Below are 23,691 nucleotides of genomic sequence, written 5' to 3'. Positions count from 1 at the left end.
TATTCGCTACCTTTGTGGCGTAAATCATTGTAGAGAGTAAGATGCTTGGATTAAAGTTGTTGACAGATCCGCGATGGGCAAACATCGCAGAAGGAAATTTAGAAGAGATTTTGACTGATCATGCCTGGTGTGAACAAAAAGCTGCTTCGAATGCAATATCATTAATCACAAACAACTCAGAATACGAAGATTTAGTGCATGAACTGACAGCAATAGCGATCGAAGAAATGGAACATTTTAAGATGGTTATTGATATCATCAAAGAACGTGGCTATACATTGGGTCGTGAACGAAAAGATGATTATGTTGGTCAATTGATGAAATTCTCTAAAAAAGATGGCAGTAGAAATATGGCTTTTATTGACCGCTTATTATTCGCGGCGATGATTGAAGCCCGAAGCTGCGAACGTTTTAGAGTGCTGTCGCAAAATATTCAAGATAAAGATCTTGCGAAGTTTTACCATGATTTAATGGTGTCTGAGGCAAATCATTATACAACATTTTTAAATTTTGCACGCAAATATACCGTAGACGTTGATGTAGAGAAGCGTTGGAAAGAATGGTTGGAATTTGAAGGGAAGCTGATTCAGTCGTACGGAAATAAAGAAGCCATTCATGGCTAATCGGACCTCGCTCCTACCTATTTTAAAACACATACATAACAGTTGTCCCGTTCTATTTCTTAGAACGGGATTTTTTGTCACTTATTTATTCTTATCTTTGTACCGTGATTGAAAAAAGTAAAATAATAGATATCAGGAGTTTGTCTTTGGATCAAATCAAAGATCAACTTACAGCGTTGGGGGAGCAAGGCTTTCGTGCGAAGCAGATTTATGAATGGATCTGGGTAAAATCTTGTGTGGATTTTGATCAGATGAGTAATTTGAGTAAGCCCCTTCGTGAGAAGCTGAAAGCAAATTTTACGATCAATGCAGTTACAGTTAAAGAATCTCAGATCAGCTCAGATAAAACAATTAAAAGCAGTTTTTGGCTGTATGACAACAATATCATTGAAGGGGTTTTAATACCTGCTCCCGAACGAATGACCGCTTGTGTCAGCTCACAGGTGGGCTGTAGCTTGACCTGTAAGTTTTGTGCAACAGGTTATATGGATCGTAAACGTAACCTCAATGCCGATGAGATCTATGATCAAGTCGTTCTTATCAGTAAACAAGCCGAAGAGCACTATGGGCAGCCACTGACCAATATCGTTTATATGGGGATGGGCGAGCCTTTGTTGAACTATGCCAATATGATGAAGTCGGTTGAACGCATTACAGCACCTGATGGATTGAATATGGCTGCCAAGCGGATTACCGTGTCTACAGCTGGTATCGCAAAAATGATTAAGAAATTGGGTGACGATCAGGTACGTTTTAACCTAGCGCTTTCTTTGCATGCCGCAAATGATAAAAAGCGGAATGAAATTATGCCAATCAATGAGCAGAACTCGCTAAAAGCATTGGCAGAAGCTCTCAAATATTTTTATGCGAAAACAAAGAGCCCAATTACATTTGAATATATTGTCTTTAACAATTTCAATGACGAGTTAGAGGATGCAAAAGAACTTGCCAAGTTCTGTAAACACGTTCCTTGTAAGGTCAACCTGATTGAATATAATCCGATTGCACTGGCCGATTTCTTGAATGCTGAGGCGGATAAGATCGAGGTATTTGCAAATTATCTGAAAAGTCAAGGCATCATCACGAATGTGAGACGTAGCCGTGGTAAAGATATAGATGCAGCCTGCGGACAATTAGCAATAAAGGATAAGAAAGAAGCGGAATCCGAAGCATAATCTGAAGGATAGTTCCTATCTTTAATAGGGGAATTAACCAGATGAAATCCGAATTAAATAAGGCGTTTAGTGATTTTGTATCCATATTTTTTCCAAGAGAATGTGGCTGTTGCGGCTGCGTGCTTAAATATCAGGAAAAGTTTATTTGTATAGCCTGCGATTTCCATTTGCCTTATACCAATTTTCACGAGTATTCAGATAATGATACGGCTAGGCAACTCTGGGGAAAAGCTCCTGTGGAAGAGGCCTGTTCTTTCTTGTTATTGCAAAAAGATAGCCGTGTGGAGCACCTTATTTATCAGATCAAATACAATAACCAACCTTTTCTTGCGGAATATTTTGGTTATCAATACGGCTTAAAATTATTAAAAGTGGAGGCGTACCAAGGCATCGACTTTATTGTTCCCGTCCCGCTGCACAGTAGCAAACTCCGAAAAAGAGGGTACAATCAATCCACTTACTTCGGCAGGGGATTGTCCAGGGCGATGGAAATCCCATTACGGGAAGATATTTTGATCAGAAAGAAAGCGACAATTAGCCAAACAGGTAAGGGGCGGCTCGACCGGTACGAAAATGTAAACGATATTTTCGATTGTCAGCCCACTGTGCTAATGGCCAATGTGCACATTTTGCTGGTGGACGATGTGTTGACAACAGGCGCAACAATTGTTTCAGCAGCATTAACGCTTCTGGCTTCTTTTGACTGTCGGGTATCTATTGTTACTTTGGCAAGAGCCTAGTTCGGTCATGCTATCCCATAGGGCATGAATTCATTTAAATATCATGTGAAATAGAATCCATAATCCGTCTGGATAAAGTGAGTCCTAATAATTTGAGGAACTTATATATTCGGGGCGTTTACCTTCAATAGAAATGACGATGTCAAAAGGACTTCAATAGAACGTTTAGTACCGTCTGTTGACATAGTTTAAGAGATAGGCGAATCCTGCCATACCTATTCCGATCGTGTCTGCAAATAAATCCCACCAGTCCCCGCTGCGATAAGTAAAGATATAAAGCTGAAGTAATTCTGTCAGCCCTGCAAATAGAAATCCGAGGATAGAAACAATAAAGACTGGAAGCCAGCGGGTTGGTTTACCGCTAAATTGTTGGATCACCCCATTGTACAACAGCGTGCAGAAGACAAAGAACATACCGCAATGAACTAATTTATCCATACCTGGATAGGCGGGGACTGCATCAAAATTGTTGCCTGGGAGTGTGCATAAGATAATAACTATGATGGCCCAAATAAAACACCATTTATAGTCTAGCAAGATTTTAATCATGGCGATAAATATCCAAAAATTTCCTGATAGAAATAAAAATATTATTTATTTAAAAATTATAACGCTGTAAATCAACTGTTTAGTTGAATTGTTTTGTTTTGTATGGTACTATGTATTGCATGGTACCATAAAATACATATATCTTTGTATTGTTATGATAGCTGAAAATACACAAATCCAAATGAGGAAGGGGATACTTGAATATTGTATCCTATCCATAATTTCTCGAGGAGAAATTTATGCCTCCGATATTATCAGCGAACTGAAGAAAGCTCAATTATTGGTTGTGGAAGGAACCTTATATCCGCTTTTAACACGTCTAAAGAATAATGGACTGTTAAGCTATATATGGAAGGAGTCGACTTCAGGTCCGCCTAGAAAATATTATGAAATCACCCAAGAAGGGTTAGAAGTCCTTTCGCGGCTAGATGTTACCTGGAATGAGCTCGTGTTTGCTGTAAACACGTCATTAGTGGGTAGAAACAATGATTCAACTAAACCAGTTAAAGACAATAACGATGAATAAGACAATAATTATCAACATAAATAGTATCGTCTTCCATATTGAAGAGGATGCTTATGAGGTGCTTCGCTCCTACATGATTGATATAAAGAAGCACTTTGGACAATCGGAAGACAGCCGGGAAATTTTAGAGGACATCGAAAATCGTATTTCTGAAATGTTTACCGAAAAGATTCAGGCGGGCAGCAAAGAAGTTCTGAATATGGACGATGTGAATGCTGTTATAGAGCAAATGGGGAGCGTCAGCGATTTCGAATCTGAGGATCAGGATGGTTATGCGTCTTTTCAGCGCCAGCCGAATGCAGATGGCTTTAAAGTAGGAAAGAAGCTGATGCGCGATCCCGATGATAAAGTTTTCAGTGGGGTATGTAGTGGACTGGGGCATTTTTTTGGCATTGAGGCTAAATGGGTACGCTTACTCTTTGCTTTATTTGTCGTGATCGGTGGATCGGGCGTATTGGTCTATGTTATCCTATGGATCGTCATGCCGCTCGCTGTAACCCGTGCAGATAAGATGGAAATGCGTGGGGAAGCACCGAACATTCAGAACTTCAAACGTTCTTTTGATGAAGAAATGAGTGGGGTAAGGGATTCCTTTTCGAGGGGAATGGATCGTACCGGTGATGGTGTTGCTAAATTATTGCAGGTATTTGTGAAAGTCATCGGTGTATTCTTTGTTATTATCGTCGGGTTGACGCTTATCGGATTGATCATTGGGCTTATCTTCTTTGCCTTGGCTATTGTGAACGTAATTCCTGACGTTATGGACGATTCTGGTCCTTTCTACCTCATGAATCCGAGTGATGTACCTTTCGCTTTGATCGCGGGTTTCTTGGCCATTTTTATCCCTTTTGCTGGATTGTTCTATTTGCTTCTCCGTGTTCTCTTCGAGAAAAAACCGATGAACAATTATTTGACCACGACTTTATTCCTGGTATGGTTGGCATCGATTGGAGCGATTATTTATTATTCGACATCTGTAGCGAAAGAATTCAAGGAATCAAGTACGATTGTTGAAGAGAAGCCCTTGCAAAAACAAAATATTTATTATTTGAATGAAAATGACGTCAGGGTAATTCGATTAAAAAATGGTGTAAGAAGTGGTATCGGTATTAAAAATGAAAACCTTTCAACCTATTTGAGGCGTAATATTCGTATTCGAATTGAGCGTATAGACTCCTTACAAGAACCCTATGTGCGCTATGAGTATTCGGCAAAGGGAAATACCTATAAAGCAGCCACCGATAGAGCTGGTAAAATTAATTATGCTTTGAGACAGGATAGTACTTCATTGACCTTCGATAATGCTTTCCAATTGAATGAAGGCGAACTTTATAGGGATCAAGAAGTTAATATTACCTTATTCTTGCCTGTGGGTACGAAATTGGTCATTAATGATCGTCTGGAAGATAAATTAAGAGATATATCGTTCTACGAGTGCAGAGATCGCTATAAGGAAGATTTAAAAGATGTAAAGGACGTTGAATTTGTGGTTACTTCCCTTGGACTGAAATGCGCTTTGGCTCCAAAAGAATCCGATGAAAGTGAAGACCATGACGCAAATGAAGTAGTTGCAAATGATACTTCTATTGTCATCCGCAGGGATACAATTATCAATGTCAAAAAGGATGGGGTGACCATACAGACAAAAAAGAAATAATATCTACCAAGTCTTCCGTCTTCAAGACGGAAGACAAATTTTTGCGGAAGAAAGATACGAACGATAACCTTTTTCGGCTTTTAAGCTGTTTCTGCATAAGAAATGCACAAAGTTTTATTTAGTCATTGTTGATTAATTCGGTAGGTAATACACGTGTCTCAAATTCTGCAATTGGATATTTGGCTTCTATTAAGTTAATAAGCAATTCTGTGGCAATTTTCCCCATTTCGAATGCCGGTTGTCTAATTGCTGTTACTTTGGCGGAAAACAGGTCCACAACGTTTGAATTGGTGAACCCGGCAATGGCGATACCTTGTGCGGCCCCAAAATGGCTTTTTTTTATTACATGAAGATATCCTGTGGTTAATTTGTCTCCGGAAATAAAGATAGCATCAAAACCAATGCGCAGAAGTTCCTCGACAGCCTTCTCAACTTCCTCTAAATGTAGTCCGCCATGTTGACAATACTTGACCAGATTTGGATCGAAATCGATATGATTTGCCATTAGGGCTTTTTTATAGCCAACTAATCGGTCCTTTGTTATGGACAATGATTTAGAGTTTGTAAGGTGTGCAATTTTCTTCTTTCCAAGTTTTATGAGGTGCTGGGTCGCATCATAGGCTCCTTGTTGATTGTTTACGATGACTTTGTATGTGTCAAACTGCTGCGGGATCCGATCAAAAAAGACAATTGGAAATCCCCTTTCTTTCAATTGATGTAGATAGGAGATGTCCTCAGTTTCTGAAGACAATGCAATCAGTAGTCCGTCTATAGACCTAGAAGTTAAATACTCGACATTAAGTCGTTCCCTTTCCGAAGATTCATGTGTTTGTGAAATAATGATCTGAAAGTTCTTATCATAGGCGATGGATTCTACACCGCTTATGACTTGCGAGAAGAAGTTATTCGCTATTTCGCTAACAATAACACCAATCGAGTGACTTCGGCGCTCCTTCAAACTCCTAGCGATAGGGTTGGCACGATAGTTTATTTTCTTTGCGTATTCTAATACAATCTTTTTTGTTTCAGGACTTATTTCATAGCTATCTCTCAAAGCTCTTGAGATCGTAGAAGTAGATAAATTAAGCGCTTTAGCAATGTCTTTGATTGTATAGTTTTCGAATTTCATAATTGGCAAAATAGACTATAATATTACTTAAAAAAAATTACAAAACCTAATTTATTGGCAGGTGCAAACGTTGCCGGCAACGTTTGCATAACTTTTTAATGTTACTTGCATGAACAAGTGAAATATAACTTGTAAACTTGATTATATGATAACCAATTAAATTTCCCTGCAGTTCGTGTAAGAGGGATTTAATCTTTGTAATTAAAATACCTAAAAATATGAGTAAAGCCTTAGTAATATCTACTGCTATTTGTGCTTCGTTATTCACATTAAGTGCTCACGCTCAAATCCGGAAAATCCAAGGAACGGTCGTTGGTACAGATCAAAAAGGATTGGTTGGTGTGAGTGTAACGGTGTCAGGAACAAGAGTTGTTGTTGTGACGGACAAAAGTGGAAAGTTTAGTATCGAAATACCTGGTAATAATCAAGAACTTCAATTCACCTATGTTGGATTTCAGACAAAAAAAGTAACAATTCCTGCTAATCAGAAGACGCTTAACATTGTTTTGGAAGAACAATCTAATGCTTTGGAGGAGGTAACCGTTAATATTGGATACGGAACTGTTAAGAAAAAAGATTTGACAGGAGCTGTAACTTCAGTAGGCGCAGAAACCATTTCTAAAGCTCCAGTATCCTCTGCTCTTGAGGCAATTGCAGGAAGAATGGCTGGGATTCAAATTTCTTCTACAGAAGGATCCCCAGATGCAGAAATGAAAGTCCGCGTCCGTGGCGGAGGCTCCGTCACGGGAGATAACGCACCTTTATATATTGTGGATGGCTTTCCGATGTCTTCAATATCAGATATTGCGCCTGCAGATATTGAATCCATCGATGTGTTAAAAGATGCATCTTCGGCAGCTATATACGGCTCTCGGGGTGCAAATGGGGTTGTTATAGTAACCACAAAGAGTGCTAAATCGGGCAGAACATCGATTAGTTATAGCGCTTTTGGCGGAATTCGAAATTTAGCCAAAAAGCTCGATGTATTGTCTCCCTACGATTATGTAACCTGGCAGTACGAACAAGCATTGTTGCAAAATAAGGTGGATACCTATGTCAAATACTTTGGTGATTTTCAAGATATTGACCTCTATAAAGATGTGCAACAGAATGATTGGCAGGAACTTGTATTTGGAAGGACGGGCAATACCTTCAATCAAAATTTCAACTTGTCTGGAGGTAATGATAAGACTAAATATTCCATTTCGCATTCTTTTGTGAAGGATAAGGCGATTATGGAAATGTCCGGTTTTCGAAGACAAAATATTAATTTTAAGCTGAGCCATAAACCGACAAAAAATACTTCGCTAGACCTAGGTGCGAGATTTTCTGATGTTCGTGTATCTGGTGGCGGAATGAACGAGCAAAACGAAGCTTCATCAGCAGACTCACGATTAAAATTCGCTATGATTTATCCTCCCTTTCCTGTTGGAGGCCTAACAAATAGTGATGAAACCGATGATGAATTCAATTTATACAATCCATTAGAATCCTTGATCGATAACGATCAGTTGCAACGAAGGAGAACGTATAACCTAAATGCCGCATTTAGCTGGGATATTGTTAAAAACCTACGGTTCAGGACAGAATTTGGTTTTGATGATTATCACAACTATAATGATCGGTTTTATGGGCCAACGACCTATTATGTGCGTAATATTCCTGCTGCTTTAGATCAAAATAAGCCTGCTCTTATCTCATTGAATACTTCGACTCAGGGGATACGCTCCACAAATACATTAAACTATAATTTTCAAGATTTCCTTCCTAAAGGACATAGTTTAAGTGTGTTGGTTGGCCAGGAATATTTGTTTACACAAAAAACGTTAAATACTAATACCACACACGGCTTTCCGAACAGCTTTAAACTGGATGATACCCGCAAATTAACGCCGCAAGGTGCGTCGAGTACGATAAACAATTACATGTTTGCCGACGAAAAATTACTTTCATTTTTTGGCCGGGTAAGTTATGACTTTGATTCGAAGTATTTATTTAATGCAACTTTTCGGGCAGATGGTTCCTCCAAGTTCTCGGCAGACAATTATTGGGGATATTTCCCATCCATGGCGGCAGCCTGGAGGATCTCATCAGAGCGATTTATGCAAAATACCCAATCTTGGCTTGACGACTTAAAACTGAGGGTAAGCTTGGGCACCTCGGGAAATAATAATATTCCATTAGAGCAGATATATCCAATATTTTCTGTCAAGAATACAGAATGGGTCAATGGATATAAAAATTATTGGGCTACGTCAAAAACGATGTCTAATCCGGATTTGAAATGGGAAACGACCATTTCAAAGAATATAGGTTTGGACTTTACTTTATTTAAGAAAAGGCTATCTGGAACGATCGATGTGTATAAAAATAAAACAAAAGATCTCTTGATTCTTTTCCCGATCGCCGGATCCGGTTATGATGATCAATATCGCAATTTAGGTGAAACCCAAAATAAAGGAATAGAGCTTACCCTAAACTGGTCTGCAATAAATAAGAAGAACTTTGATCTCAATTTTAGCGGCAATATTAGTTTCAATCAAACGAAAGTTAATTCTTTGGGGGGCCTAGCTTCGATTCCCATGGCCTCAGGTTGGGCTTCAACAGAAATTGGTCCGGATTATATCGTTGAAGCTGGTGGACGAGTTGGAAAAATGTATGGTTACGTGAGTGATGGTCGATATGAAGTTTCTGATTTTACAGGCTACGATGCAGCATCAAAAAAATGGATTTTAAAGGAGGGCGTAGCGGATGCCTCTGCTGTCGTTGGAACCATAAGACCGGGAACAATGAAGTTAAAAGATCTAGTTGGTGATGATCATAAAATCAATGCAAGTGATCAAACGATTATCGGAGATGCAAACCCCTTACATACCGGTGGATTTTCAATTAATACGCGTATCTATAACTTTGATATGACGGCATTATTTAATTGGAGCTATGGAAATGATATTTACAATGCGAATAAGATTGAATATACATCCACAAGCAAATATAACAATCGAAACATGCTTACGGTAATGGAAGAAGGACAGCGTTGGACGAACTTACTGCCCGACGGAACTATCAGTAATGACCCTAGCCAGCTGTCGGATATGAACAAAAATACGAGTCTTTGGTCGCCACTTACAAATAAATTCGTCTTCAGCGATTGGGCTGTGGAGGATGGTTCGTTCTTGCGCTTAGGTACTGTTACAGTAGGTTATACGCTTCCTAAAGCATTTACTGACCGGTTGAAAATCCGGAACTTTAGAGTATATATTTCCGGATATAATCTCGCAGTTTGGACAAATTATAGTGGCTTTGATCCGGAGGTGTCTACACGAAGGAAGACAAACCTCACGCCGGGTGTGGATTATTCGGCTTATCCAAAAAGTAGAACTTTCGTAGCAGGTCTTAATTTAAACTTCTAGTCTTATGAAAAAAACACTATGGCATATAAGCCTGGCTCTATTATTCGCAGGAACGGTATCATCATGTAATAAAATATTGGAAACACCGTCTAAATCGGCATTGGATGAGTCGGTTATTTTTTCTAACCAAGATCTCGCGGAAGGGGCTGTTGCAGGAATTATTCAATCATTTGGTGAAACAAACTCCTATCGGGGTAGATATCTGGTATTCTATGGCATTAACACGGATGCAGAGGTCAATAATAGTCTGAAGAATATTGGCGATGAAAAATCGCGATTGTCAAACTATAATACTAATGTGAATAATACCCAAATGAATACGGATAACAATGCTTGGGCTAAGTTTTATGAAGGAATAGAGCGGGCGAATCTGGCGATTAGAGGGTTACGTAGTTACGGAAATATTGAGCAGCGTCCTGAGATGGCTTATATTTTAGGTGAGATCTTAACTTTGAGGGCTGTGGTGTATAACGACCTCGTCAAAGCATGGGGTGATGTGCCTGCTCGCTTTGAACCAGTGAGTACAGCGACAATCTATATCGAGCGTAGCGATCGTGATGTAATTTACAAGCAGTTGTTGGCCGATCTGGAGGAAGCTCAAAACTATCTGCCTTGGCCGAACCAAAGTGCAAAGACATCCAATGTTGAACATATCAATAAAGCATTCGCTAAAGGTTTGCGTGCTCGTTTGGCCTTGGCTGCCGGAGGTTATTCACAACGTGCAGATGGAATCCGTAAAAGTAACGATCCTGAATTGGGTTCGAAAAAGATGTATGAGCTGGCAAAAAAGGAATGTTTGGATATCATTAATAGCGGCGCTGCAAAGCTTCTCGGTTTTGAAGAGGTTTTTAAAACACTATGCCAAGAGAAAGGACAGGCCGGACTGGAATCATTGTGGGAAATCCCTTTTAGTGAAGGCCGTGGCCGTGTCATATTTGACCTCGGTGTCAAACATACGACAACAGATAAGTATACTGGCCAAAATAAGGGTGGGACAAATGGCCCGAATCCTATTATGTTCTACGAATACGAAAAAGAAGATGTGCGTCGTGACGTAAGCTGTGTTCCGTATGAATGGACGGGAGGTGTGCAAGTACCAACAAATCTCGGTAAGTGGTATTTTGGGAAATATCGTTATGAGTGGATGTCAAGAATTGTTACTTCTACAAATGATGATGGTCTGAACTGGATGTATATGCGTTATGCTGATGTGCTGCTAATGGCCGCAGAGTCAATTAATGAATTGGACGGTCCGAGTGCTGCTGCCCCTTATTTTAAAATGATTCGCGATCGTGCATATCCAAATAATCCGGAGAAAGTAACGGCTTATATGCAACAAATAACCACAAGTAAGGACGTATTCTTTGATGCTATTGTCAATGAGCGCGCATTGGAGTTTACGGGAGAAATGTTGCGTAAAGGAGATTTGATACGATGGAATCTTCTGGGAACCAAGTTGGCTGAAGCTAAACAAAAGTTACAACAGCTGGAGAATAGACAAGGTAAATATGCGACTTTACCTACCAACATCTACTACAAGACAGCTGCTGATGGTGAAAAAGTGGAAATATATGGTTTAAATTATGGCGATACAGATGCTTTAGGTGCTGCAGCAGGATATACTTCCTTAAAAAAATGGACGATGGTAGCGAGCAGTGACCAATCAACCTTTTGGGATGCTTTATATCTTCGTGATCCCAATGCACAGCAATTTTGGCCTATTTGGCAGTATTTTTTGGATAATAGCAACGGTAAGTTGACTAATAATGGTTTTAATTTTCAATAGAAAATAAGCATACGAATGAAAAGAATCAATATATTGCTATATCTCGGTCTTGGACTTATATTCGCTAATATAAGCTGTTCTGACGACCCTATAAAGGAACTAACAGAACTGACAACAGATCGTTATTTTTCTCCTACAGGAGTGAGCGCTCGAATAATTAATCAAACAGGAGTTCAGTTGACCTGGAAGAAAAATACTGCAGCGACAGGTTATACACTAGAACTGTTTGCCAATGGAGAACTCAATTTTGAGGGTAACCCTGTCAAGAAAATTGAAGGTATTACAAATGATCAGATTCCCTATACTATTATTGGGTTGGATGGAGCAACCAACTATTCTGCCCGCATCAAGGCTATAGGAGCTGAAGTGGCTGATTCCAAATGGAGTACCATTACCTTTAAGACCAACGAAGAACAGATTATGAAACCTGTCAGTCCGGAGGGAATTCAAGCAACTTCTGTTCGTCTGAATTGGACCGCAGGTGAAGAGGCAACGACGATAACCGTTAACCCAGGGAATATAATCCATACTTTGACACCGCAAGAGGTTGCTGCAGGGGAAGCAACAGTCACAGGTCTAGTGGGAGAAACAGCCTACACCGCAACACTATTGAAAGGAAACAAGATCCGGGGAACAGCAACATTCACAACAGCGATAGACTTGGGTGATGCAGTTGTTGTGCAGCCGACAGACGATCTCGCTGCTGTGATCGGAACTGCCAAAGCGGGGGATGTGCTTGCTTTAATGCCGGGAACCTATTCGCTTGCTGCTGATGTACTGATCGATAAAGCGATATCCATCAAAGGTGCAAAACCGGCCGATCGCCCGTTGGTAAAATCTGCTTATTTTAATTTGGATAAGGGCGCATCACTGTCATTAAAAGATCTTATGCTTGATGGAGAAAATAAGTCGGGCGGCAACTGTTTCATTACATTGCAGACAGGCGCTTTCGGAAATATTCGCCTGGAAGATAGTAAATTGATAAATTATCCGAAAGGACTCGTGTATGGTAATTTTAATGCATCGATAGAAACAGTTATCGTTAACAATAATATCTTCGATAACTTTGTTGGTAATGGAAATGAGTTTGTCGATTTTAGAAATGCGATTGCAAAAAACTTTGAATTTACAAATAATACCGTTTCTAATGCTGTCTTGAACCGGGAATTTATCAGAATGGACGCAGGCGGATCTACCGCTTATCCGGCTATTACAAGTATAATTAAAGTGAATAACAATACCTTTTATAATGTTATACAAGATGCTGCTAAACGTTTCTTCTATGTGCGTTTAGCGAAGAATGAAATCACTTTCTCCAAAAATTTAATTATGAAGTCACTGGCAATGACTGCTAATCAGTCTGCAACTAATCTTGTCGAGCGCAAAAGTAATAATTACTTTGATGCGGTAAACTTCTATAACAGCTCTGCCTCTGGAGTGAAAAATGATGTTGTTGCTAACGGCTATACATTATTGGATCCTGGATTCAAGGACGCCCTTAAAGGAGACTTTACACTAACAAACCAAACATTAAAGGATAATGGTATTGGTGATCCAAGATGGGGTCAATAGTATTTTTTATGTTATTACCGCACGCCTTCTGCTTCATTAAGAAGGCGTGTGTCTTTTTATACGTTCAATGAAAAAAATTAGTATACTTATTTCGGGTTTTGTGATGGTAATTTTCCTCCTTGCTTTACAGCAAGAACAAACTCTCACAATTTATATAATTGGCGATTCAACAGCTGCAAATAAGGACAAACACACCTTTCCAGAAACTGGTTGGGGAATGGCTTTTGCAAAGATGTTTAACCAACAAGTGAAGGTCGATAATCGCGCATTAAATGGCCGCAGTTCTAAATCCTTTAAACAAGATATGGGCAAGGACGGGAGCATTATTAATCATTGGGAACCTATTTTTGAAAACCTCCGTCGCGGAGATTATGTTTTTATCCAGTTTGGACATAATGACGAAAAAGTCAATAAACCCAATGTGGGAACTTCATTGGAGGAGTTTGAGCAGAATTTGATTTTCTATATCAATCAAACAAAGGAGAAAGGGGGAATCCCAGTTCTTTTGACACCAATAGCACGACGCAAATTTGAAAATGGCGTTCTCATCAAGACCCATGGACAATATCCAGCTGTTATCAGCAAAATTGCCCGAGATATGCAAATACCTTGTATTGACATGGAGGATCAGACAACATTACTTGTCAGGTCCTACGGAGAAGAAGGAAGTAAGAAATTATTTTTGCATGTGGACAGTGGTGATATGAATTATCCACAGGGAAAGAAAGATGATACACATTTGAATACCTTTGGCGCCAATGAAGTGGCGAAGCTAGTTGCTAAGGGGATTCGCGAATTGCAGTTACCTATTCAGACAAATTTGATTGTGAAGTAACTTTATAGGGTGCTATAAAATCAGAAAGAATCGTAAACTCAAATTAATTTGATCGACAGAGGGGAAGGCTTGTCCTAACACAATGCAGGTGATATGAAAAAATGCTTGGAAAATTTCTGAAAAAATGGATTTTCGGAAAAAAAAGCGACATCGATTATTTCGATGTCGCTTTTTTTGATATCAGCCGTATACTAGAAAATGTATTTCGTACTTAAGAAATTTGATTCATTTTCACTTACGATTTCATTTAACAATTTCTTGTTTTCTTCGGTGAACTTTGTGGCCACTAGAGAACGTATAGAGAATGAACGCAGAGCATCAACTACTGACAAGGTTCCTTCAGCACTGTCTTTTCTACCTGTGAAAGGGAAAGTATCTGGACCGCGTTGGCATTGACAATTGATGTTTACACGGCTCACTTGATTGACCAGTGGATCAATAAGCGATGAAACAACAGCTGCATTATTACTAAAAATACTTACTTGTTGTCCGTGCGAGGACCCGATTAGGTACTCGATAGGTTCTTCAAGGTCATCAAAAGGAACGACTGGTATAACTGGACCGAATTGTTCCTCTCTGTAAAGTTTCATCTGTGAATTGACAGGATAAACAATTGCAGGGTAGAAGAACGATTCTGCAACTTGACCGCCATTCTCATTGACTACTTTTGCACCATATGCTTTTGCATCTTCAATGCATTCAGTCAAATAAGCCGGTTTATTGACTTCTGGAAGTGGAGTCAAAGACACACCCTTTTCCCAAGGCATTCCATATTTCAATTTTGCGACTTCAGCAGAGAGACGTTTTAGGAACTCTTGTGCCAAGCTGCGATGTACATAGATAATTTTTAGTGCTGTACAACGTTGGCCATTGAAAGAGAGTGATCCCAATACAGTTTCAGAAACCGCGAGGTTCAAATCTGCGTCTTTTGTAATAATTGCTGCGTTTTTTGCGTCCAAGCCAAGAATAGCACGAAGGCGATTCACTTTTGGATGCAATTTTTTAAGTTCATCAGCAACACGGCTTGAACCGATTAACGTCAAGACATTGATCTTTCCTGATTGCATTAAACTAGGAACAATCTTATTGCCCCGACCATAGATTGTATTGACCACACCTTTAGGGAAACTGGTTCTAAAAGCATCTAATAAAGGATAATGTAATAAAGTACCATGTTTAGGTGGTTTGAATAACATGGTATTTCCCATGATCAATGCAGGAATCAATGTCGTGAATGTCTCATTCAACGGATAGTTGAATGGGCCCATACAAAGGACGACGCCTAATGGAGATCTTCTGATTTGGGCGACAATACCTTGTTCGATTTGAAAACGCGAAGAATCACGGTCTATATCTTTCAATGCATCGATCGTTGCATAGATGTATTCCACAGTACGGTCAAACTCTTTTACCGAGTCTGCATAGGATTTGCCAATTTCCCACATAATAAGCTTGACAACAATGTCCTTTTTGGCAATCATCTTCTGTGTGAAATTTTCAACACAAGTAATACGATCGGCAACGCTCATTGTCGGCCATTCTCCACGGCCATTGTCGTATGCTTTTACAGCAGCTTCCAAGGCTTCCATGGACTCTTTTTCAGTACAAACAGGGAAACTACCGATGCGCTTACGTTTCAAGCCATCCTTAGTCTTCACACAGATTGGTGAAAAAACCTCGTTTACTTGACCCGTCCAAGAAATCATTTCTCCATTGGAAAGGAACTCTCTTTGATCGACCTGTTCGTCTAGTGTAAATTCTGCAGGAATGTCTTTCTCCTCATAGAAAATACTTTCTAAGTTTAAGCTCATTGTTTTTAAAAATGGTTTAGATTGATATTTATAAAGATATTGCTAATATAATACAAATTTTGCAATATATGTTAATTTTTTATTAAAATAAGTTTAGGTACTAGTGTTTTCATTACAAGCCATGCAATTAAATATGCTATGGCGCAGAAAGAAAAGATAATGAAGTATCCTGCCTCTTCTCCTTTAAAGCCCATAAAGACTAGCTGAGTTTCTTTTGCATAATCAAATAACCATCCAGACGTTTTGTTGATGATAAAGGCTCCTACACCCCCAGCGAGTCCCCCAATTCCAGTAACAGTCGCAATGGCACGTTTAGGAAAAGAATCACCTATAGTCGAAAAAATATTAGCAGACCATGATTGGTGTGCAGCTCCAGCAAAACCGATCAAAATGACAGGTATCCAATAGGAAATGTGACCCAGTGGCTGGGCGAGAAGTACAACTAAGGGTACAAAAGCAAATAACAACATAGCTTTCATACGGCCCTCATAAGCATTCATTCCTTTCTTGTCAACAAAATAGGTTGGTAGCCACCCGCCATAAATAGACAACATGGTAATGGCATATAAAACGAATATTGCCAATTGTCCTTCGGTATCCGATGATTTGATGTCGTATACAGCTGAAAGATAGGCCGGCATCCAAAATAAGAAGAACCACCATACACCATCAGTCATAAATTTACCAAATACAAAAGCCCAAGTTTGCTTGTATTTTAGACATTCCGATATGGTCGTTCTTGGTTGTTTGGTTGCTCCGCTTTGTTCTGTTTCATGATCATCCTGGTGAATATAAGCCAATTCTGCGGCATTTACTTTCGGGTTTTCGTGTGGCTTTTTATAAAGAAAAATCCAAAAGCCCATCCAGACAAATCCTAGAGCACCAATAATGATAAAAGACATCTCCCAGCCCCAGTGTGCTGCGATGACGGGGATGGTCAGTGGGGCTGCTAATGCTCCTATGGTTGCCCCTGAATTGAAAATACTGGTAGACAGGGCGCGATCTTTCTTTGGGAAATACTCTGCTGTAGCTTTAATCGCGGCGGGGAAGTTACCAGCCTCGCCTACAGCAAGAACAAACCGGGCAAAAATAAATAGATTGACGCTGACACTCATTACTAAACCCACGTTGTTAACCTGAGAAATTGCCTCTTTTGCTCCTTCGAAACCAACAAACCATTCACCGGCGACAATGCCTGAAGTCGCTATACCACAGAATGCATGTAATATCGCGCCAATGGACCAGATTCCGATCGCCCATAAAAAGCCTTTTTTTGTATCCAGCCAATCGACAAAGCGGCCTGCAAAAAGCATACTGATCGCATAAAAGATCGAAAATAATGCTGTAATGTTGCCATAGTCGGTATTTGTCCAATGAAATTCAGGACTGATAAAATCCTTCCAAGTTAAGGACAGCACCTGACGATCCAGATAATTGATTGTAGTAGCAAAAAATAGTAGCGAGCATATCACCCAACGGTAATTACCCTTTTTCTCCGTGTTAATCATAATGGGTTTAATAGTTTATTTTTAGTATACCTGTCTGTTTTTGTGTACCAATAATATCTCCTCCGAACGTTTGCTTTTTAAGGCAGTATTGAGGGATGGTTACCGTGCCTTTGACACAAAGTCAAGAGCCTTTTTAGTGTTTTCGAATAAATTGACGGTGTTTTTAGGGTCAATTAGCTTACTGCCCATGCCTACAGCGCATACACCTGATTTGAACCATGCTTTTAAATTCTCCATTTCGATTTCTACGCCCCCCGTCGGCATAAATTTCTGACCTTTAAAGAGATCTCGTATCGAAGACATAAATGCCGGCCCCAGGATATTTGCAGGAAACAATTTTATAAGCGCTGCCTCTTGCTGCTGCGCGGTATAGATTTCTGTGGGTGTCATACAGCCTGGAATCCATAGCTTATGCTGCTCATGTACAAGGGAACCAACGAGTGGATTTACAATAGGAGAAACAATAAAATCCGCTCCAATTTGCAGAAATTGTTGAGCTTCATCAACTGATTTTATGGTGCCAATACCTAAATAAAGATCAGGCATTTCGAGGTCTCTAGTTGCAATTAAGCGTTCGAAAACAGCCAATGCTTCGGGGCCGCGATTTGTAAATTCAAAGACACGTATACCAGCTCGGTATAGGGTTCGCAGAATCTCGATACTTTCTGCTTTATCGTGATGGAAGAACAAAGGAAGTGTCCCTTGCTCTATAATTTTATCTAATACAATTTCTTTCAAATTCATGCTGTCATTCTATTTTTTATGTCTTCCACAGTACTTGTTGTCGCATCGCTGGCGATGAATAATTTATCGAACGCTGCGAGCGTTGCAAACTCTAGGGTTTCTTTTGGAGAAAGGTTGGAGTATAACCCATAAATCAAACCAGCCATAAAGCAATCTCCACTACCTACTTTATCCAAAATTTCTTCTGCAGTATATTCCGTTGATTTAATCAGGCTGTCTTTGTCAAACAGCGTGGTATAATACTTGATTCCCTTATTTTGATAGTCAAAACGAAAGGTATTGGCCACATATTGACAAATCGGATTCGCGGAAATAATTTCCTTACTTGTACGATCTGCTTGTGCCAGTAGATCTTCTTCCCGATATCCAGAAGAAGAAGTTAAGAATTGTTCGTCTAGCTGGGTTCCGAGCATCTGATGAGCGGCCCATATATTGCCCATAATTAAATTACAATATTGGGCAATTTCGGGCATAATCTCTTTCGGTGCCTTTCCATATTTCCAGAGTTTAGCGCGATAATTAAGGTCCAATGATACAAAGATTGCTTTCTCTTGTGCTTTTTTTACAGCTTCCAGGCATAGGTCCGCTATATCTTGGCTAATTGCAGGACAGATGGCTGAAAAATGAAACCATTTGACATCGGCAAAAATCTCTTCCCAGTCTATGTTACCCACTTTGAGGTTTGCAAACGATGAGTTCGCACGATCATAAATGACCCCCGCATTTTTTAGATCTTTTCCTTTTGGGAGATAGTAAATACCCAATCTCTCGCCAGTCCACTGCATCGCTGATGTGTCTATATTTCTGCGTTGCAGGTAGCTATCAATACCTTCACAGATGGCATTTTGGGGAATAGCAGATAAATAGGATGACGGTACATTCCACAGCGCTAGGGCTGTGGCTACATTCAGCTCCGCTCCGCCGACGTAGAAAGGCAGCTGATGTTGTTCAATCCAATCCCGTTCGATGTCGGGACAGATCCGCAACAACAATTCTCCAAAGCTTAAAACTTTACCCTGCATGTTCATTAAAATTCAAAATATTCTTTCGCGTTATTATAGCTGATATCTGCTATGATTTTCCCTACCCATTCGATATCATTTGGTATCTCCCCCTTTTCAATGTCCTGTCCGAAGATGTCGCACAACAATCTTCTAAAATATTCATGCCTTGGAAATGAAAGGAAGCTTCTAGAATCTGTCAACATACCGACGAGACGGCTCAATAAACCCATATTTGACAGTGTATTGATCTGCTTTGTCATACCATCTTTTTGGTCTAGAAACCACCAAGCTGAGCCAAACTGAATTTTTCCCTTGATTGAACCATCATTGAAATTCCCGATCATAGTTGCAATAAGTTCATTGTCGGCAGGATTGAGATTATACAAGATGGTCTTGGTTAGCTTGTCTTGATCGTCTAATTTATTCAAAAATTTTGACAATGCACGTGCCTGGCTAAAATCTCCGATCGAATCCCAACCTGTATCTGGTCCGATCAAACGATGCATACGGGCATTGTTGTTGCGCAATGCTCCTAAGTGATATTGTTGAACCCAGCCTTTTTCATGATCCCATTCTGCAAAGTAAATCAGCATGGCGGATTTGAATTTTAGATTTTCGGTCGGAGAGATTTCCTTTTTTGTACGGATCTTGTCAAAGATCGTCACGATCTCCTGTTCGGTATAATCTTCTGCATAGATTTGTTCTAATCCGTGATCCGATACTTTGCATCCATTGGCAGCAAAGAAATCATGTCTTGTTTTTAACGCGTTTAAATAATCTCCCAAGCTATTGATCTGCATGTCGCTGACCACTTCCAGTTTGTCGATATATTGATTCAATGCAATGATATCATCCGAGTTCATCGCTTTATCCGGACGAAACGCGGGAAGCATCTTGAACGATTCTTTTTCCTTTGCGAATTGTTGATGAAACTCGAGGCTATCGATAGGATCGTCTGTGGTACAAACGACTTCAACGTTCATCATCTTCAGTAATCCGCGAACCGAATGGCTATCTTGTTGTAATAATGCACCTGTATCGGCATATATCTTGGCTGCTGTCTTTGGGGACAACAAATCTGTGATACCAAAATACCGCTGTAATTCGAGGTGTGTCCAGTGATGTAATGGATTGCGTAGTGTATAAGGAACAGTTTCTGCCCACTTGATAAATTTTTCCTCATCGGAAGCATCACCTGTAATATAACGCTCATTGACACCATTGGCCCGCATCGCCCGCCATTTGTAATGATCGCCATGTAACCAGACCTGACTAATATTGTCAAATTTTACGTTATGAGCGATCTGTTCCGGAATCAAGTGATTATGATAATCAATGATCGGCAAATGCTTTGAATAGTTGTGATACAGCTGTTCTGCTGTTTTTGTGTTTAATAAAAAGTTGTCGTCTAAAAAAGCTTTCATACAATATCCTATTTTTATAAACTCACACCTCTTTTCCAAGGTATGAAATCGTCTTGATTTAATTGGACAGCCTTTGGTGTTATTTCACCACTGGCTGCTTTGATACAATATTCTAAAATGTCTTCTCCCATGGTTTGGATCGATTTCTCACCGTCTATAATAGGACCTGTATTGATATCGATAATGTCGGCCATTTTGGTTGCCAGTATATTATTTGTTGCAACTTTGATGACCGGACATATTGGATTGCCGGTAGGGGTACCCAGTCCAGTCGTAAACAGAATTAGTGTTGCGCCAGCAGCAGCTTTCCCTGTGGTCGCTTCTACATCATTTCCTGGAGTGCATACTAGGTTAAGACCCGGCTTCGTCGCTTCCTCGGTATAATCCAAAACATCCACAACGGGCGAAGTCCCGCCTTTTTTTGCGGCACCATTACTTTTTATCGCATCCGTGATAAGTCCATCACGGATATTTCCTGGAGATGGATTCATATAAAAACCCGAACCAACAGCCTCGGCAGCATTGCTGTAGGCGGTCATGAGATCGATGAATTTATTGGCGGCCTTTGGATCGATGGTACGGTCTATTAGATTCTGCTCGGCACCACATAATTCTGGAAATTCAGCCAACAGTACCTTTCCGCCTAGAGCAACCAAAAGGTCGGCAGTATAACCGACAGCGGGATTGGCTGAAATACCACTGAATCCATCACTGCCGCCGCATTTTACACCCAAGGTTAATTTGCTCAATGGTACGGGGTGTCGGCCTAGTTTATTAATTTCTGTCAGTCCAATAAATGTTTGTAGTATCGCTTCTTTCAGCAGTTGCTCCTCACTTTTTGATTGTTGCTGTTCAAATAAGTATAGTGGTTTGTCAAAACCCGGATTACGTAGCTTGATATCGTTGACTAGATCATTCAGCTGTAAATTTTGGCAGCCCAAACTCAATACTGTGATACCTGCGACATTCGGATGGTCGGCGTAGGCGGCAAGTAACTTACTCAAGATGGCAGCATCTTGTCGGATTCCGCCACAACCACCCTGATGGTTTAAAAATTTGATCCCATCTACGTTTTTGAATACGCGATCCGATTGCTCCGTAATTGTGTTTAGCTGCTCGAGTGAGGATAGGTCCAGTGTTTCCCCCTTTTCATAGGCTTTTAACAGTTGATGTGTGAAGTTCTTGTATTTTCCAGTGACTGAATAACCAAGCTCATTGTATAGTGCCTCTTTGATCACGTCAAGATTTCTGTTTTCGCAGAAAACGGTTGGAATAAATAGCCAATAATTTGCAGTGCCAACACGGCCGTCCGGACGGAGATAACCATTGAAAGTTCTTCCTTCAAACTTTGAAACATCAGGCTTTTCCCAGTGATAATGTGAGGGCCTAAAATGATATGGCTCTGCAGCATGTTTGGTATTCTCAGTATTCATGATGCTTCCTTGAGGGATATCAAATTGAGCTTTACCTACGAGTACGCCGTACATATGTATTTCGTCACCAAAGTGCATGTCTTGCATAAAAAATTTATGCTTGGCCGGAATATCTTCCTGTAGAATATAATGTGTGCCCTCAAACGAAATTGCGTCACCTTTCTTGAGATTTTGTAAGGCGACCAATACATTGTCTTTGGGGTGTATCTTTAATACGTTATTTTTCATCTGTAGCGTTATTTATACCTTTTTATTGTCAAGAACTGATGAAATTTCGAGTGCCTTTAATGCTCCTACTTCAATGATCTGTTGTAATTTCTGGTTGACTGTTTCTTCAAAATGAGGGAACTCCGTTAAATTGATTCCCCATAAATCTGTATCTGAAAGTACGGTATGGACAAGTTTATCTGGATTGATCCAGGCGGCATGTAATCTCGGTGCTGATTCGTCCTGAAGTACGATTGTTCGTCCATTGATCAATTGCTCATATTGATTACCGTTCAGCTTAGATTTTAATAGATAGAGATAAGCCGCAAATCCAAGTGCGAACAGTTGTGGAGCTTCATGGTGTGTTGTATACCACTTTCTTAACAGTGGGATATTGCGCATTGCCATTTTTGAGCTATAATTTAAAGCTATGGATTCCCATTTGTGTTCGAGATGCGGATTAGCAAAGCGGTCGATGACTTTGGATGAAAAATCGTTGATGTCCGCAACTGAAATATTGTCGCTTAAAATGGCTGGACCAATTTCATCCTGCATTAAAAGACGTATAAATTGATTAAATGCTGTATTTTGCATAGCCTCCTTTACTGTTTCGAAGCCCGCAAGAAGGGCAAGGGCACAACTTAGGGTATGCGTTCCATTGAGCAGTCTCAGTTTGATTTCCTTGTACTTTTCAATTGAAGGAACCAACAATACATTCGGATCTGCCAATGCAAAGGAAAGACGTTGTTGCACACGTTCAGAAATAGCTTCTATCGCCCATAAGCGAAAGGGTTCGGCCATAATCATCAATTGATCTTCATAGCCTAGTAAAGTGCAGGCTTTGGTGTATTCCGCTAGAGGCAATGCTCCGGGAACAATACGATCGACTAAGGTGTTGCAAAAGTCATTGGCGGTATCAAGCCAGTCCATAAACTCTTCTGGGAGCTTATTCAGCTTAGCCAAGGCGGTGACGATTGATTTCAATTTAGTTCCATTGTCGGTAATTAATTCGGCAGGGACGACAGTTAAGCCCTTATTTTTATCCGCATTGAAGTAAACAAATCTCCGGTAGAGAATAGCCAAAAGTTTACCCGGAAAAGAAGCCGGTGGTGCGTCATTGATATTGTCTTCACTCATAACAATGCCGACTTCAGTGGTGTTGGAGAAGACAATTTCAAGATCTGGATTTTCGGCGCTTTTTAATATTTCTGACCAATGTTGGTTGGCCGCTAACACACGAGAAATCGAATTATTGATTTCGTATTGTGAAATCTCTTTACTGTCTTCTATCCCTTTAATGGATAATGTGTATAGGTTGTCCTGTTGTTCGAAGGCATCAGCACCGGCCGAACTTGTTGACTTTATAACCAGGATTCTACCGCAAAACAGTTTTTTCTGATTTGCTTTATGGACAAAATAATCCGGGAGGCCTCTGAGTAACACACCTGTGCCAAATTGAAGAATCTTTTCTGGATAAAGGAAAGAGGACTCTGTCGGTTTGCTGATGTGATCAGAATTGATTGTATGTATAGTATGTTGTGTCAGTAACATCTGC

The 23,691-nt window shown here is 40.0% G+C and carries 18 protein-coding genes; 9 read left to right on the top strand and 9 right to left on the bottom strand.

The window, feature by feature from the left end:
- The first annotated feature begins 41 nt into the window (after nucleotides 1-41).
- The 3 genes from AB1Z56_RS19835 (at nucleotide 42) to AB1Z56_RS19825 (ending at nucleotide 2,538) form a co-directional block, all read left to right on the top strand.
- Nucleotides 42-623 (top strand): tRNA-(ms[2]io[6]A)-hydroxylase, encoded by a 582-nt coding sequence (locus AB1Z56_RS19835; protein WP_070561487.1) that lies wholly within the window; start codon nucleotides 42-44, stop codon nucleotides 621-623.
- A gap of 104 nt (nucleotides 624-727) precedes the next feature.
- Nucleotides 728-1,798 (top strand): 23S rRNA (adenine(2503)-C(2))-methyltransferase RlmN, encoded by a 1,071-nt coding sequence (gene rlmN / locus AB1Z56_RS19830; protein WP_408733551.1) that lies wholly within the window; start codon nucleotides 728-730, stop codon nucleotides 1,796-1,798.
- Between the two features lie 41 nt (nucleotides 1,799-1,839).
- The gene (locus AB1Z56_RS19825; protein ID WP_309365292.1) at nucleotides 1,840-2,538 is read left to right on the top strand and encodes a ComF family protein; all 699 of its coding nucleotides are present in this window, start codon (nucleotides 1,840-1,842) and stop codon (nucleotides 2,536-2,538) included.
- Nucleotides 2,539-2,703: 165 nt separating this feature from the next.
- Here the strand turns inward: AB1Z56_RS19825 and AB1Z56_RS19820 are convergent, their stop codons facing one another.
- The gene (locus AB1Z56_RS19820; protein WP_309365293.1) at nucleotides 2,704-3,087 is read right to left on the bottom strand and encodes a VanZ family protein; all 384 of its coding nucleotides are present in this window, start codon (nucleotides 3,085-3,087) and stop codon (nucleotides 2,704-2,706) included.
- Nucleotides 3,088-3,241: 154 nt separating this feature from the next.
- Here AB1Z56_RS19820 and AB1Z56_RS19815 point away from each other — a divergent pair, with 154 nt between their 5' ends.
- Together AB1Z56_RS19815 and AB1Z56_RS19810 are read left to right on the top strand one after the other, a co-directional pair.
- A complete protein-coding gene (locus AB1Z56_RS19815) occupies nucleotides 3,242-3,613 on the top strand; it encodes a PadR family transcriptional regulator (protein WP_046673104.1) in 372 nt (123 codons plus the stop codon).
- Entirely contained in the window at nucleotides 3,606-5,270 is a 1,665-nt protein-coding gene (locus AB1Z56_RS19810; protein WP_426789941.1) for a PspC domain-containing protein, read from the top strand. The genes AB1Z56_RS19815 and AB1Z56_RS19810 overlap by 8 nt, the downstream gene beginning before the upstream one ends.
- A 118-nt stretch (nucleotides 5,271-5,388) precedes the next feature.
- Here AB1Z56_RS19810 and AB1Z56_RS19805 read toward each other — a convergent pair whose 3' ends face one another.
- Nucleotides 5,389-6,399, bottom strand: a complete 1,011-nt coding sequence (locus tag AB1Z56_RS19805; RefSeq protein WP_309365300.1) for a LacI family DNA-binding transcriptional regulator — start codon at nucleotides 6,397-6,399, stop codon at nucleotides 5,389-5,391.
- 218 nt (nucleotides 6,400-6,617) lie between these two features.
- Between AB1Z56_RS19805 and AB1Z56_RS19800 the strand changes: the two genes are divergently transcribed.
- The 4 genes from AB1Z56_RS19800 to AB1Z56_RS19785 all read left to right on the top strand — a co-directional run bounded on the left by AB1Z56_RS19800 (nucleotide 6,618) and on the right by AB1Z56_RS19785 (nucleotide 14,005).
- A complete protein-coding gene (locus AB1Z56_RS19800) occupies nucleotides 6,618-9,812 on the top strand; it encodes a SusC/RagA family TonB-linked outer membrane protein (protein ID WP_426789940.1) in 3,195 nt (1,064 codons plus the stop codon).
- A 4-nt stretch (nucleotides 9,813-9,816) separates the two neighbouring features.
- Nucleotides 9,817-11,598: a RagB/SusD family nutrient uptake outer membrane protein gene (locus AB1Z56_RS19795; protein WP_426789939.1), complete on the top strand. Its 1,782-nt coding sequence runs from the start codon at nucleotides 9,817-9,819 to the stop codon at nucleotides 11,596-11,598.
- A gap of 15 nt (nucleotides 11,599-11,613) precedes the next feature.
- Nucleotides 11,614-13,170 carry a DUF4957 domain-containing protein gene (locus AB1Z56_RS19790; protein ID WP_426789938.1) on the top strand — a complete coding sequence of 519 codons (1,557 nt, stop codon included), beginning with the start codon at nucleotides 11,614-11,616 and terminating at the stop codon, nucleotides 13,168-13,170.
- Between the two features lie 67 nt (nucleotides 13,171-13,237).
- Nucleotides 13,238-14,005 carry a rhamnogalacturonan acetylesterase gene (locus tag AB1Z56_RS19785; RefSeq protein ID WP_426789937.1) on the top strand — a complete coding sequence of 256 codons (768 nt, stop codon included), beginning with the start codon at nucleotides 13,238-13,240 and terminating at the stop codon, nucleotides 14,003-14,005.
- Between the two features lie 191 nt (nucleotides 14,006-14,196).
- Here AB1Z56_RS19785 and AB1Z56_RS19780 read toward each other — a convergent pair whose 3' ends face one another.
- The 7 genes from AB1Z56_RS19780 to AB1Z56_RS19750 form a co-directional block, all read right to left on the bottom strand.
- The gene (locus AB1Z56_RS19780; protein ID WP_426789936.1) at nucleotides 14,197-15,816 is read right to left on the bottom strand and encodes an NADP-dependent glyceraldehyde-3-phosphate dehydrogenase; all 1,620 of its coding nucleotides are present in this window, start codon (nucleotides 15,814-15,816) and stop codon (nucleotides 14,197-14,199) included.
- Nucleotides 15,817-15,887: 71 nt separating this feature from the next.
- Nucleotides 15,888-17,324 (bottom strand): MFS transporter, encoded by a 1,437-nt coding sequence (locus AB1Z56_RS19775; protein WP_408733552.1) that lies wholly within the window; start codon nucleotides 17,322-17,324, stop codon nucleotides 15,888-15,890.
- Between the two features lie 99 nt (nucleotides 17,325-17,423).
- Entirely contained in the window at nucleotides 17,424-18,068 is a 645-nt protein-coding gene (locus tag AB1Z56_RS19770) for a bifunctional 4-hydroxy-2-oxoglutarate aldolase/2-dehydro-3-deoxy-phosphogluconate aldolase (protein ID WP_309365312.1), read from the bottom strand.
- Entirely contained in the window at nucleotides 18,065-19,090 is a 1,026-nt protein-coding gene (locus AB1Z56_RS19765) for a sugar kinase (protein WP_293900478.1), read from the bottom strand. The genes AB1Z56_RS19770 and AB1Z56_RS19765 overlap by 4 nt, the downstream gene beginning before the upstream one ends.
- 5 nt (nucleotides 19,091-19,095) lie before the next feature.
- The gene (uxaC, locus tag AB1Z56_RS19760) at nucleotides 19,096-20,496 is read right to left on the bottom strand and encodes a glucuronate isomerase (RefSeq protein ID WP_309365316.1); all 1,401 of its coding nucleotides are present in this window, start codon (nucleotides 20,494-20,496) and stop codon (nucleotides 19,096-19,098) included.
- Nucleotides 20,497-20,510: 14 nt separating this feature from the next.
- Entirely contained in the window at nucleotides 20,511-22,157 is a 1,647-nt protein-coding gene (locus tag AB1Z56_RS19755) for a UxaA family hydrolase (RefSeq protein WP_426789935.1), read from the bottom strand.
- A gap of 12 nt (nucleotides 22,158-22,169) precedes the next feature.
- On the bottom strand, nucleotides 22,170-23,687 hold the full coding sequence (locus AB1Z56_RS19750) for a tagaturonate reductase (RefSeq protein WP_309365320.1): 1,518 nt from the start codon (nucleotides 23,685-23,687) through the stop codon (nucleotides 22,170-22,172).
- Nucleotides 23,688-23,691: the final 4 nt, after the last annotated feature.

Source organism: Sphingobacterium sp. WOUb80, from assembly GCF_050058145.1.
GTDB lineage: Bacteria > Bacteroidota > Bacteroidia > Sphingobacteriales > Sphingobacteriaceae > Sphingobacterium.
The sequence above is the reverse complement of the archived record's forward strand: the minus strand, read 5'-3'. Positions and strand labels throughout refer to the sequence as shown.

Coding starts and splice junctions, on each gene's coding strand:
- AB1Z56_RS19835 (WP_070561487.1), top strand. CDS start 42: ATGCTTGGATTAAAGTTGTTGACAGATCCGCGATGGGCAAACATCGCA.
- AB1Z56_RS19825 (WP_309365292.1), top strand. CDS start 1,840: ATGAAATCCGAATTAAATAAGGCGTTTAGTGATTTTGTATCCATATTT.
- AB1Z56_RS19820 (WP_309365293.1), bottom strand. CDS start 3,087: ATGATTAAAATCTTGCTAGACTATAAATGGTGTTTTATTTGGGCCATC.
- AB1Z56_RS19815 (WP_046673104.1), top strand. CDS start 3,242: ATGATAGCTGAAAATACACAAATCCAAATGAGGAAGGGGATACTTGAA.
- AB1Z56_RS19810 (WP_426789941.1), top strand. CDS start 3,606: ATGAATAAGACAATAATTATCAACATAAATAGTATCGTCTTCCATATT.
- AB1Z56_RS19805 (WP_309365300.1), bottom strand. CDS start 6,399: ATGAAATTCGAAAACTATACAATCAAAGACATTGCTAAAGCGCTTAAT.
- AB1Z56_RS19800 (WP_426789940.1), top strand. CDS start 6,618: ATGAGTAAAGCCTTAGTAATATCTACTGCTATTTGTGCTTCGTTATTC.
- AB1Z56_RS19795 (WP_426789939.1), top strand. CDS start 9,817: ATGAAAAAAACACTATGGCATATAAGCCTGGCTCTATTATTCGCAGGA.
- AB1Z56_RS19790 (WP_426789938.1), top strand. CDS start 11,614: ATGAAAAGAATCAATATATTGCTATATCTCGGTCTTGGACTTATATTC.
- AB1Z56_RS19785 (WP_426789937.1), top strand. CDS start 13,238: ATGAAAAAAATTAGTATACTTATTTCGGGTTTTGTGATGGTAATTTTC.
- AB1Z56_RS19780 (WP_426789936.1), bottom strand. CDS start 15,816: ATGAGCTTAAACTTAGAAAGTATTTTCTATGAGGAGAAAGACATTCCT.
- AB1Z56_RS19775 (WP_408733552.1), bottom strand. CDS start 17,324: ATGATTAACACGGAGAAAAAGGGTAATTACCGTTGGGTGATATGCTCG.
- AB1Z56_RS19770 (WP_309365312.1), bottom strand. CDS start 18,068: ATGAATTTGAAAGAAATTGTATTAGATAAAATTATAGAGCAAGGGACA.
- AB1Z56_RS19765 (WP_293900478.1), bottom strand. CDS start 19,090: ATGCAGGGTAAAGTTTTAAGCTTTGGAGAATTGTTGTTGCGGATCTGT.
- uxaC (WP_309365316.1), bottom strand. CDS start 20,496: ATGAAAGCTTTTTTAGACGACAACTTTTTATTAAACACAAAAACAGCA.
- AB1Z56_RS19755 (WP_426789935.1), bottom strand. CDS start 22,157: ATGAAAAATAACGTATTAAAGATACACCCCAAAGACAATGTATTGGTC.
- AB1Z56_RS19750 (WP_309365320.1), bottom strand. CDS start 23,687: ATGTTACTGACACAACATACTATACATACAATCAATTCTGATCACATC.